This is a genomic window from Clostridium aciditolerans (assembly GCF_016316925.1).
Lineage (GTDB): Bacteria > Bacillota > Clostridia > Clostridiales > Clostridiaceae > Clostridium_AM > Clostridium_AM aciditolerans.
Genome location: NZ_JAEEGB010000015.1, coordinates 192,716 through 204,959, shown reverse-complemented (window position 1 = coordinate 204,959; position 12,244 = coordinate 192,716). Strand labels below are relative to the sequence as shown.

General features: G+C 31.2%; 12 protein-coding genes and 1 riboswitch. Of the genes, 11 read left to right on the top strand and 1 reads right to left on the bottom strand.

Annotated features, from left to right (window positions below):
- The 8 genes from I6U51_RS14420 to I6U51_RS14385 all read left to right on the top strand — a co-directional run bounded on the left by I6U51_RS14420 (position 1) and on the right by I6U51_RS14385 (position 8,084).
- Entirely contained in the window at positions 1 to 633 is a 633-nt protein-coding gene (locus tag I6U51_RS14420) for a redox-sensing transcriptional repressor Rex (RefSeq protein ID WP_211143296.1), read from the top strand.
- Between the two features lie 235 nt (positions 634 to 868).
- Positions 869 to 1,333, top strand: coding sequence for an adenine nucleotide alpha hydrolase family protein (locus I6U51_RS14415; protein WP_211143295.1), 465 nt, complete (start codon positions 869 to 871; stop codon positions 1,331 to 1,333).
- Between the two features lie 188 nt (positions 1,334 to 1,521).
- Positions 1,522 to 2,412: a sulfide/dihydroorotate dehydrogenase-like FAD/NAD-binding protein gene (locus I6U51_RS14410; protein WP_211143294.1), complete on the top strand. Its 891-nt coding sequence runs from the start codon at positions 1,522 to 1,524 to the stop codon at positions 2,410 to 2,412.
- Positions 2,412 to 3,797, top strand: a complete 1,386-nt coding sequence (gltA, locus tag I6U51_RS14405; protein WP_211143293.1) for an NADPH-dependent glutamate synthase — start codon at positions 2,412 to 2,414, stop codon at positions 3,795 to 3,797. The genes I6U51_RS14410 and gltA overlap by 1 nt, the downstream gene beginning before the upstream one ends.
- 159 nt (positions 3,798 to 3,956) lie before the next feature.
- Positions 3,957 to 4,364: a C-GCAxxG-C-C family (seleno)protein gene (locus tag I6U51_RS14400; protein ID WP_211143292.1), complete on the top strand. Its 408-nt coding sequence runs from the start codon at positions 3,957 to 3,959 to the stop codon at positions 4,362 to 4,364.
- A gap of 25 nt (positions 4,365 to 4,389) precedes the next feature.
- Positions 4,390 to 5,298, top strand: a complete 909-nt coding sequence (locus I6U51_RS14395; RefSeq protein ID WP_211143291.1) for a DNA-3-methyladenine glycosylase family protein — start codon at positions 4,390 to 4,392, stop codon at positions 5,296 to 5,298.
- A 443-nt stretch (positions 5,299 to 5,741) separates the two neighbouring features.
- Positions 5,742 to 7,229 carry a 4Fe-4S dicluster domain-containing protein gene (locus I6U51_RS14390; RefSeq protein WP_211143290.1) on the top strand — a complete coding sequence of 496 codons (1,488 nt, stop codon included), beginning with the start codon at positions 5,742 to 5,744 and terminating at the stop codon, positions 7,227 to 7,229.
- A 132-nt stretch (positions 7,230 to 7,361) separates the two neighbouring features.
- Positions 7,362 to 8,084 carry a TVP38/TMEM64 family protein gene (locus tag I6U51_RS14385; protein WP_211143289.1) on the top strand — a complete coding sequence of 241 codons (723 nt, stop codon included), beginning with the start codon at positions 7,362 to 7,364 and terminating at the stop codon, positions 8,082 to 8,084.
- A gap of 7 nt (positions 8,085 to 8,091) precedes the next feature.
- Here I6U51_RS14385 and I6U51_RS14380 read toward each other — a convergent pair whose 3' ends face one another.
- Positions 8,092 to 8,751 carry a TIGR01906 family membrane protein gene (locus tag I6U51_RS14380; protein ID WP_211143288.1) on the bottom strand — a complete coding sequence of 220 codons (660 nt, stop codon included), beginning with the start codon at positions 8,749 to 8,751 and terminating at the stop codon, positions 8,092 to 8,094.
- Between the two features lie 327 nt (positions 8,752 to 9,078).
- Here I6U51_RS14380 and groES point away from each other — a divergent pair, with 327 nt between their 5' ends.
- The 3 genes from groES to I6U51_RS14365 all read left to right on the top strand — a co-directional run bounded on the left by groES (position 9,079) and on the right by I6U51_RS14365 (position 12,191).
- A complete protein-coding gene (gene groES / locus I6U51_RS14375; protein WP_178907313.1) occupies positions 9,079 to 9,363 on the top strand; it encodes a co-chaperone GroES in 285 nt (94 codons plus the stop codon).
- A gap of 61 nt (positions 9,364 to 9,424) precedes the next feature.
- Positions 9,425 to 11,053 (top strand): chaperonin GroEL, encoded by a 1,629-nt coding sequence (gene groL, locus I6U51_RS14370; protein WP_211143287.1) that lies wholly within the window; start codon positions 9,425 to 9,427, stop codon positions 11,051 to 11,053.
- Positions 11,054 to 11,197: 144 nt separating this feature from the next.
- Positions 11,198 to 11,283, top strand: a riboswitch (cyclic di-GMP riboswitch).
- A 152-nt stretch (positions 11,284 to 11,435) separates the two neighbouring features.
- Positions 11,436 to 12,191, top strand: a complete 756-nt coding sequence (locus I6U51_RS14365; protein ID WP_211143286.1) for a prepilin peptidase — start codon at positions 11,436 to 11,438, stop codon at positions 12,189 to 12,191.
- Positions 12,192 to 12,244: the final 53 nt, after the last annotated feature.

Here is a 12,244-nt window from a genome sequence, read left to right as displayed (position 1 = left end):
ATGGATAAGAAAAAAAATATATCAATGGCTGTAATAAAAAGATTACCTAAGTATCATAGATATCTAGCAGAATTAATGAGAAATGATGTAGATAGAATATCTTCAAAAGAGTTAAGTGAAAAAATAGGCTTTACAGCATCGCAAATAAGACAGGACTTAAATTGTTTTGGAGATTTCGGACAACAAGGTTATGGCTATAATGTTGGTGAATTATATAACCAAATAAGTGGAATATTGGGACTTACTAAAGAATATAAAACAGTAATAGTAGGAGCTGGAAATATAGGTCAAGCAATAGCAAACTATTCGCAATTTGAAAAATTAGGTTTTACGCTAGACGGGATTTTTGATATAAATCCTAAGCTTATGGGACTAAAAATAAGAGATATAGAAATACAGGATATAGATTATCTAGGTGATTATTTAAAAGAAAATCCAACAGATATAGGAATAATATGTGTTCCAAATAATAATGCTCAAAAAATTTGTGAAACTTTTGTTAAAAATGGCGTTAAAGGAATATGGAACTTTGCCCCGATTGACTTAGTTGTTCCAGAAACCGTTAAGGTTGAAAACGTACACCTAAGTGATAGTTTACTTACACTTAGTTGTTTACTAAATGACATAGAATAAATAAAAAAAATATAAAATTTTAATTTATAAATATCAGAAATTAGCATAAGTATACGCTAATTTTCTGCATATTTGTAAATTCGATATTGAAATATATAACATTGGGAGTATATAATGGTAATTGAGGTCTATGCTTCAATTATTTTTTGTAAACGTTTGTTATAATATTAACAAAAATTTATTTTAAATTAAAATAGATTCGAAGACAGTTAAATCATGGGGGAGGATTATATAAGTGAATATAGTAGTTTGTTTGAAGCAGTTGTCAGACGCAATGGAAGTAAAAATAGATTCAAAAACTGGAATTGCCATAAGGAGATGTGGGTTACCTATAATTAATTCACAGAGTGAAAGCATACTAGAGAAGGCATTAGAATTGAAAAGAGATAGAGGCGCTAAAGTTACAGTAATATGTATGGAAACTCTCCATGCGGAAACGGTATTAGAGGAAGCAATAGCTATGGGTGCAGATGAAGGTATACTCATATCAGATAAAAGTTTAGCTGGAGCAGGAGAAGTATCTATATTAAGTATATTAGCTGCAAAAATAAAAAAATCAAATTATGATATAGTATTTATTTCAAAACAAGTTATAGAAGATAGTGGTGAAGAAATTGCCACGGAAATAGCTAGGTATTTAGGGACTCCAAGAATTATTTTTAGAGAAACAATAGACTTTAAAGATGCAGAATGGGCTTAGATTTTTTCTTGAAAAAATTATAAATTTAATACATTATATTCCCTCAATTTTAGATTTTTATATAGATTTTTATATAAATTTATACAAATTATCGATTAGTTATACAAAAATAAATTTAATATGTTATAATGAAGTGGGGATGAGAGTGCGATTAATATATTAAACTTATTTTACGGAGGGGAATAGAAATGTACAAAATTGTAGACAAAAGATTACTGGCGCCAAACATTTATCTAATGGATGTAGAAGCTCCAAGAGTTGCGAAATCATGTTATCCTGGACAATTTGTTATAGTAAAGATGGATGAAAGAGGAGAGAGAGTACCTTTAACAATCTGCGACTATGATGCAGAAAAGGGAACTGTAACTATAGTATTCCAAACACTTGGTGATTCTACTAAGAGAATGGCTGAATATGAAAAAGGTCAAGATTTTGCAGATTTTGTAGGACCATTAGGACAAGCGTCAGACCTTGTTCATGAAGATATAGAAGAATTAAAGAAAAAGAATATAATTTTTATAGCTGGCGGTGTAGGTACAGCACCAGTGTATCCACAAGTTAAATGGCTGCATGAAAATGGAATCGATGTAGACGTTATCGTTGGATCTAAATCAAAAGAATATTTATTACTTGAAAAAGAAATGATGGCTGTATGTAAACATTTATATGTTGCTACAGATGATGGAAGCTATGGATATAAGGGACTTGTTACAAACCTATTAAAAGAACTTATAGATAATGAGGGTAAGAAATACGATCACGTGGTAGCTATAGGACCAATGATCATGATGAAATTTGTTGCTAAGCTTACAAAAGAGTATGGAATTAAGACTGTAGTAAGCTTAAATCCAATAATGGTTGATGGAACAGGAATGTGTGGTGCTTGTAGAGTAACAATTGGCGACGAAGTAAAATTTGCTTGTGTTGATGGCCCAGAATTTGACGGACATCTAGTAAATTTTGATGAAGCAATGAGAAGACAAGCTATGTATAAGAGTGAAGAAGGAAGAAAAATTTTAAGAGAAGTAGAAGGCGACACTCATCATGGAAAAGGCTGTGGATGCGGAGGTGACAAATAATGGACAGAATGAAAAGGATACCAATAAGAGAACAAGATGCAAAAGAAAGAAGTACTAATTTTGCTGAAGTTTGTTTAGGATACACCAACGAAGAGGCAATGGAAGAAGCATCAAGATGCTTAAATTGTAAAAATCCTAAATGTGTAGGAGACTGTCCTGTATCAATAAGCATCCCAGAGTTTATATCAAAGGTTAAGGAAGGAAACTTCGAAGAAGCTGCTAAAATTATAGCTAAATCAAGTGCACTTCCAGCAGTGTGCGGAAGAGTATGTCCACAGGAATCTCAATGTGAAGGAAAATGTGTACTTGGTATAAAGGGAGATGCTGTAGCTATAGGTAAACTTGAAAGATTTGTTGCTGATTGGTCAAGAGAAAACAATATAGATCTTTCAGATAGAAAGCCTAATAACGGCAAAAAAGTTGCTGTAATAGGAAGTGGTCCTGCAGGACTTACTTGTGCAGGAGACCTTGCTAAGTTAGGATATGAAGTAACTATATTTGAAGCATTACATGAAGCAGGTGGAGTTTTAGTTTATGGAATTCCAGAATTCAGACTTCCTAAAGAAACAGTTGTTAAACACGAAGTTGAGAATGTTAAGAAGTTAGGCGTTAAGATAGAGACTAACGTTATAGTTGGCAGAACTGTTACAATAGATCAACTTGTAGAGGAAGAAGGCTTTGATGCAGTATTTATTGGATCAGGTGCAGGACTTCCTAAGTTTATGGGAATACCAGGAGAAAACTTAAATGGAGTATTCTCAGCTAATGAATTCCTAACAAGAAACAATCTAATGAAAGCATTCAAAGAAGATTATGATACACCTATAAGAGTAGGTCAAAAGGTAGCTGTAGTTGGTGGCGGAAACGTTGCTATGGATGCTGCTAGAACTGCATTAAGACTTGGAGCAGAAGTTCATATAGTTTATAGAAGATCAGAAGCAGAACTTCCAGCTAGAGTAGAAGAAGTACATCATGCAAAGGAAGAAGGAGTAATACTAGACATCCTTACAAACCCTACAGAAATCATAGGTGATGAAAATGGATGGGTTAAAGGTATGAAGTGCGTAAAAATGGAATTAGGTGAACCAGATGCATCAGGAAGAAGAAAGCCTGTTGTTGTAGAAGGCTCAGAGTTCATATTAGATGTTGACACTGTGATAATGTCACTTGGAACATCACCAAATCCATTGATATCTTCAACTACAAAGGGCTTAGAAATAAATAAACATAAGTGTATAGTGGCAGAAGAAGAAACTGGACTTACATCAAGATCAGGAGTATATGCTGGAGGAGATGCTGTAACAGGAGCTGCTACAGTTATACTTGCAATGGGAGCAGGTAAAAAAGCTGCTAATGCTATTGATGAATTCTTAAATAAAAAATAAATTGTGTTAATATGAAATTTATATGCTGTATTAGTTTTAAAGCTAATACAGCGTTTTTTTATATGATTTGTGTAATGATTATTAAGTAATGTTTATTTCATAATAGGAAAAATTGTTGTAAAATGTATAATATAGAATAAAAAATTTGGAGGTAGAGATATGTTAGTAGAAAAGGTAAAAAAATACTACGGAGAGGAATATGATTTGAATTGTGCGGAAACCATAATATATGCAGCTAATGAGGAATACAACTTGGAATTAGACAAAAAGGCTTTAAAGACAATGGCTGCTTTTGGTGGCGGCATGGCAATTGAAAGCGTATGTGGTGTAATTACTGGCTCTTTAGCTGTATTAGGTATAATCTTTACTAAAGAAAGAGCTCATGAAAGTGATAGAATTAAAGAGCTTACAAAAGAATTTTTTAATAAATTCGAAAAGAAGTTCGGAACAAACAATTGTAATAAACTGAAAGAAGGATACAGAACTGAGGAAAGTAGATGCAGCGTGATGTTATATTCAGCAGCAGAAATATTAGACGAAATAATTATAAGAGAGAGAGCAGAATAACTCTCCATCTGTGGGAGGCAATAGTATGGATTTTAACTACATAGAAACTTTTGAAAATAGTATAGTAATAAAAGGTGTTAGAAATTTTGAGCTGGATCATATATTTGAATGTGGGCAGTGCTTTAGATGGAATAGGCAAGGGAATGGCAACTATATAGGAGTGGCTTTCGGTAGAGTGATAGAAGTAGAAAAAAAAGGCGAAGATGTTATAATATTTAATACAACTGAAGATGAATTTAATAGTATATGGAGTAATTATTTTGATTTATACAGAGATTATTCAGAGATAAAGAATGTATTAAGTAAGGATTCTATCCTAGAAAAGTCAGTAGAGTTCGGGCATGGAATTAGAATACTTAGGCAGGACCCCTTTGAACTGACAGTTTCATTTATTATATCGGCAAATAATAGAATACCTATGATTAAGAGAGCAATAGAGAAGATAAGTCAAAAGTGGGGCAATGAATTAGAATACAAAGGGGAAAAATACTTTGCATTTCCTACGATAGAGCAGCTTAATAAAGCAACAGAAGAAGAGTTAGAGAAATGCGGCACAGGTTTTAGAGCGAAGTATATAAAGAATACAGTAGATAATGTTTATGCTAACACAATAAAGAAAGATCAATACGATGAAAAGTATGATATTGATTGGATAAAATCCCAGGAAGATGATATATGTCACAAGGAACTGCAAAAATTTATGGGAATTGGACCTAAAGTTGCTGATTGTATAATGCTGTTTTCGATGCAGAAATACTCAGCATTTCCTGTGGACGTATGGGTAAAAAGGGCAATGCATTATTTCTATTTAGCCCCAGATGTGTCCCTAAAAAAGATAAGGGAATTTGGCATTAATAAGTTTGGAGAGTTATCAGGATTTGCGCAACAATATTTATTTTATTATGCTAGAGAAAACCACATAAATATTGAATAGTTGATTGTAGGATTTTATGAACCGAAAATTAGCGTATACACTAGAATGTACTGTTAATGCTTAAATTTAAAGTGCATGATTTTTAGTTGAGAGTTGAGAATTGAAAATTCCCAACTCTCAACTATTTATTTGCTCTCTTCCTCTATAAAAATTACTAACTTAGAGTATAGAGTAAACTATTAGATTATAGAGTAAATTAAATACTAAGTTATTTTCTCTATAATTTTAAACAGTTTATATTTAAGTATTTTAAGTGTATAAATATTTTATAAAAATTTTTAATGTTTTGCCATTAAAAAACTGTTACATATTTTGAAATAATCTGTTATAATGTATAAGGGCTTGAATAAAGCTGATAAAACTAGCTGTATTATAAAATTAATTTTATAATTTAAATTCGTCATTGTAATATATTGATATATTTTTACAGGAGGGATATAGAAATGATAGCGTTTGAAACTCAATTAAAAAAACTTAAATACTTAGTATTAAAAGAAGTAGCTTGTATGGCTAAAGAAAATAGAATAAATAAAGTAGAGTTAGAAAAGGTTCCTTTTGCTATTGTACCAGGAGAAAAGGCTCAATACAGATGCTGCGTTTATAAAGAGAGAGCAATTGTTTATGAAAGGGCAACCTTAGCTTCAGGATTTATACCAAATAGAGGTGTTGAATCAGAATTAACTGAAATTGAAGAGGATGGACAAATGTTATATGTATTATCAGCAGCTTGTGATAAGTGTCCTATTGATAAGTATACTATAACAGAAGCATGCAGAGGATGCATTGAGCATAAATGCATGGAAGTATGTCCAGCTGATGCTGTAACTAGAGTTGCTGGAAGAGCTTATATAAACCAAGAACTTTGTAAAGAATGTGGAATGTGTAAAAAAGTATGTCCATATAATGCTGTTGCGGAAGTAATGAGACCATGTAAGAGATCTTGTCCTACTGGTGCACTGGATATTAATCCATCAAATAAAATAGCTGTTATAGAAAAAGAGGAATGTATAAATTGTGGTGCATGTATGGGAGCATGTCCTTTTGGAGCTATATCTGATAGAAGTTACATTACTAACGTAGTCGAATTGTTATCAGAAAAAAAGAAGGTATATGCAGTAGTAGCACCAGCTATAACAGGACAATTTGGACCTAAGATAACAGTTGGACAAATAAAACAAGCTTTTAAACAAGTAGGCTTTTTTGATATGGTTGAAGCAGCTTGTGGAGCAGATGCTGTAACTGTTCATGAGTCAAATGAATTTGCGCATAGAATGGAAAAAGGCGATAAATATATGACTAACTCATGCTGTCCAGGATTCATGAGTTATATAGAAAAGAAATTTCCAGATCAAGTAGCCAATATATCTAGTGCAGTGTCACCTATGATTGCAACAGGAAGAATGATAAAAGAGATGGACAAGGATGCTGTTGTAGTGTTTGTAGGTCCATGTACTGCTAAAAAAACTGAAGCAAGTAGAGAATCAGTAAAAGATGCTGTAGATTATGTTTTAACATTTGAAGAAATAGCAGCTTTAATGGGAGCTTTTGATGTAGATCCTGAGAATTGTGAAGATACAATTGTTGATGATGCTTCTATATTTGGAAGAGGTTTTGCACAAGGCGGAGGTCTTACTGCTGCAATAGAGAATTATGTAAAAGAAAAGGGAATTGAATCGGAATTTATTCCTGTTAAAGCAAGTGGAATGGATGAAATTAAGAGAACTATGACTATGGCCAAGACTGGAAGATTGCAAGGAAACTTTATAGAAGGTATGATGTGTGAAGGTGGATGTATAGGAGGCCCTGCAGCTATGGTTTCTATTATGAAGTCCAGACCTCAGTTAACTAAGTTTAGTGGACAATCTACTAAAAAGTCCGTACTTTCAAATGAAAATTTAAATAAGTTTGATGAAACAAATTTAGATAGATAATTATTTAACTTTGAGTAAAGCTAGGCTTTATTCAAAGTTTTTTTTATTTTGTAAAAAATTAAGTTTACTTTGATAAAATTGTAAGATAATATATAAATAAATTAAATTTTACCTATACTAGGAGAAATCAAAATGAAGGAAATTTTGCAAGATTTTTATAATAAACTGTCTAAATACAAATCTCATATAATGCTTGTGTTAGTTATGATTTTTTTTATCTTTACGGCACATGAATATTATGTAAAATACTCTCATATTCTAAGGGATCCAAATAAAGTTAAGAATATAATTATGTCATATGGGAACTATAGTATTCTAGCATATATTCTATTACAAATACTTCAGGTAGTAGCATTTTTTATTCCAGGCGAAATAATACAAATTGCTGGCGGTTACATATATGGAACGCTTTGGGGAAGTGTTTTATCTATTGTGGGAATAACGATAGGTAGTGCTCTAGCCTATGGATTTTCATCCTACTATGGCAAACCTTTAGTAAATAAAATAATATCAAAAAAAGACCTTAAGTTTTTTAATAGAATACTTAATATAGGAAGTATAAATACTATCGTTTTTCTATTATATTTAATTCCAGGTATACCTAAGGATGCATTGGCATATATTTGTGGTATTTCAAGTATAAACTTTAAAGACTTCATAAAGTACTCAACAATAGCAAGGCTTCCGGGAATCTTAGTATCCGCTTATTTTGGAGCCAAAATTAACAGTGGAAATAAGTTATTGTTGATTATAATAGCTGCTATATCTATATGTTTATTCATAGTAGGAGTTTTTAAAGGAGAAAAGATAGTAAAAGGACTAATGAAGAAAAGTTATGCAAGAGATGATAAGTAAATTATGTTCACTTATCATCTCTTATTTTTCTGTATAGCAGTCTAAGTAAGATACTGCAGCCTATTACTAGTAAAAGTATAAGCAGAGCACAGTGTAGAAAATAAGTTTCTGGCAAGATATTAATAACAGGATCAGTTTTAGGATCAAGAAGCCAATAGTCATTATTGAAAAATAGTTTGTGAAAAAAAGTAAAGCATTTATCAAAATTCCAAAGGAAACCGCTTAAAAGAAGAAAACAAGTAGAAAAAATAATGTTAGAGCACCACTTTAAAAATAGATAATCTTTATACTTAATAGCAAAGTATATTGCAAATATAGTTATCAAAGTACAAATAGTTAAAATGAAATTAAATTTTAAAAAAAGTTTTTTTACCTCAATAAAATGAATTATTCCTTCTTGTGATGATGGAAGAAGAGGAATATTAAAATCCATAGACTTATTTGAGTTTAAGTAGTTTATAAGGTAGTCATAGGTTGATTTTATTTGAAGATTATTTAAGCTTGTATACTTTTCTAAATTTAAATATTTTATATCAAAATAATATAAAGGTCTAAAATTAAGAGTGATTTTAACTGATGAAATTATAACAAACAAAAATAGCGAGATAGAAAATATTAATCTAAGCAAACCTTTTAGCAATTTATCTATGATAATCATTCCTTTCATAAGCTAAAAATATAGAAAATTTTGTTATAATGGTATTATAACCGTAAAATAGGGAAAATAATATAGATGTATGTTTTTGAGGTGAAAAAATTTTGATCAAATAGTATAATAATGAAATTAGTAGAAATGGGGAGAAATACCTATTTAATTTAACGCTGTTTGCTTATTTCGCCATTAACAATAGATTAAGTTGAAAATTAGAATTTGAAAATGTAAATACAATTATTTATTATAATAATTGTATTAGCACTCAAGAGTGATGAGTGCTAACAACAAAGTTAACAAAATAATTTTAAATATAACATATAATTTTAAGGAGGGGTTTAAATGAGCATTAGACCACTTGGTGACAGAGTCGTTATTAAAAGAATTGAAGCAGAGGAAACTACAAAAAGCGGTATAGTATTACCGGGAACAGCAAAGGAAAAACCACAAGAAGCTGAAGTTGTAGCAGTAGGACCTGGCGGATTAGTTAATGGAAAAGAAGTTAAGATGGAAGTAAAAGTTGGAGATAAAGTTTTATTCTCTAAATATGCTGGAAATGAAATTAAGATGGATAACATCGAGTATATCATTTTAAAGCAAGATGACATATTAGCTGTAATAGAATAATACACTAAAAATGGTTTATAACGTACATTAAATATAATGAAATTGCAGGGAGGGTTTATTTATGGCAAAAAGCATTTTATTTGGCGAAGAAGCTAGAAGATCAATGCAAGCAGGTGTTGATAAGCTTGCTAATACTGTTAAAATAACATTAGGACCAAAAGGAAGAAATGTTGTACTTGACAAGAAATTTGGTTCACCACTTATAACTAATGATGGTGTTACTATAGCAAGAGAAATAGAGTTAGAAGATCCATATGAAAACATGGGAGCTCAACTTGTTAAAGAAGTTGCTACAAAAACAAATGATGTAGCAGGTGATGGAACAACTACAGCTACTTTACTTGCACAAGCTATAATAAGAGAAGGATTAAAAAATGTTACAGCTGGTGCTAATCCAATGCTTATAAGACAAGGTATAAGAATGGCTGTTGATAAAGCTGTTGAAGAAATAAAGAAGGTTTCAAGACCAGTTGAAGGAAAAGAAGACATAGCAAGAGTTGCTGCAATATCAGCTGCTGATGAAGAAATAGGTAAGCTAATTGCAGATGCTATGGAAAAGGTAGGTAACGAAGGAGTTATAACTGTAGAAGAATCCAAATCCATGGGAACTGAACTAGATGTTGTTGAAGGTATGCAATTTGACAGAGGATATGTTAGTCCATACATGGTAACTGATACAGAAAAAATGGAAGCTTCAGTAGATGATGCTTATATTTTAATAACAGATAAGAAGATATCAAACATACAAGAGATATTACCAGTACTTGAGCAAATAGTACAACAAGGAAAGAAACTATTAATAATAGCTGAAGATGTAGAAGGTGAGGCATTAGCTACTTTAGTTGTTAACAAATTAAGAGGAACATTTACTTGCGTAGCTGTAAAAGCTCCAGGATTTGGTGATAGAAGAAAAGAAATGCTTGCTGATATAGCTACACTTACTGGTGGTCAAGTGATATCAGAAGAATTAGGAAGAGACTTAAAAGAAACTACAATAGAAATGCTTGGAAGAGCTGACTCAGTTAAAATCAGCAAAGAGAATACTACAATAGTAAATGGAAAAGGCGATAAGAATGCTATCCATGATAGAGTAGCTCAAATAAAGAGACAAATAGAAGAAACTACATCAGATTTTGATAGAGAAAAATTACAAGAAAGACTTGCTAAGCTTGCTGGCGGAGTAGCTGTAATTAAGGTTGGTGCTGCTACGGAAACAGAATTAAAAGAGAGAAAGCTTAGAATAGAAGATGCTTTAGCAGCTACTAAAGCAGCTGTTGAAGAAGGTATAGTTCCAGGAGGCGGAACAGCTTATGTTAATGCAATGCCAGAAGTAGAGAAGTTAACTTCAGATGTTGCTGATATTAAGATCGGTATAGACATAATAAGAAAATCATTAGAAGAGCCAGTAAGACAAATAGCATTTAATGCTGGAGTTGAAGGTTCTGTAATAATTGAAAAAGTTAAAACTAGTGAAGTTGGAGTAGGATACGATGCTTTAAAAGATCAATATGTAAATATGATCAAAGCTGGTATCGTTGATCCAACTAAGGTTACAAGATCAGCTCTACAAAATGCTGCATCAGTAGCTTCAACATTCTTAACAACAGAATCAGCAGTAGCTGATATTCCAGAAAAAAATCCTGCTCCAATGCCAGGTGGCCCAGGAATGGGAATGGACGGAATGTACTAAAATAAAAAATAAGAGCGTTATGGTTTTGGCCATAACGCTTTTTTATGTAGTAATTTATACAAAAATTATATTGAAAAATAAGTCATAATATGTAAAAGGCGTTGAGAATAATTTTCCAATATGTTAAAATAATACTATATAATATAATATTAGGGATACTATGAAGCACATTGCCAAACTGGGCATCTGTGGTATGTGTGGAGTTAATGATGCAACCGGCCCTCTATTTATAAAGTCATAAAATGTTTTATGACTTTATAAATATAGGGCTTTATTTTATATATTATTTTAAAAATTTAATTATATTTAATGACACTTTAGAATTAATTTATAGTTTATAGTAAAGTGTTAATTATTATAAAAATAGCAATGAGGAATTGAGATGATTATTTATTATATAATTTTCATTTTTGGAGCAGTAATTGGCAGTTTTTTGAATGTATGTATATATAGAATACCAAGAGGAGAATCTATCGCTTTTCCTCCATCACATTGTACAAACTGTAAAAAGGAAATTAAGTGGTATGATTTGATTCCTATAATAAGTTATATACTTTTAAAAGGAAAATGTAGGTATTGCACAGAAAAAATATCAATAAGATATCCGATGGTAGAGTTTATAACAGCGTTATTATTTTTAGCAAACTATAGCGTATATGGCTTAACATTTGATTTTGTAAAATATACTACCTTTATAAGCTTTCTGATTGTCATTGGAATGATTGATTATGATACTACAGACGTATATTTTTCTACCACATTATCAGGTATAGTTTCTGGAGTAATATTCATAGGGGTATTGACTTACAATATGCTTCCAGTAAAAAGCTATATTTACGGTGGAATTTTAGGTGGAGGATTTTTAGCATTAATAATTCTAATAACTAAAGGTGGCATGGGCTGGGGTGACGCTGAAATATGCCTAATGAGTGGATTATTTCTTGGATTTAAACTTACTATATTAATGTTGTTTTTATCATTTATTATTGGATCAATATCAGCACTAACTCTTATTCTGCTAGGAAAAAAGTCAAGAAAAGATTACATACCTTTTGGGCCATATATAGCCTTATCATCTATACTATGTGTACTAGCAGGAGAGAAAATTTTTTCTTTTTACATGTCATTAATATTCTAATTTTCTTAAAATATCTAGAATATATATTAATAAGAGAATATTCACCTACCTAT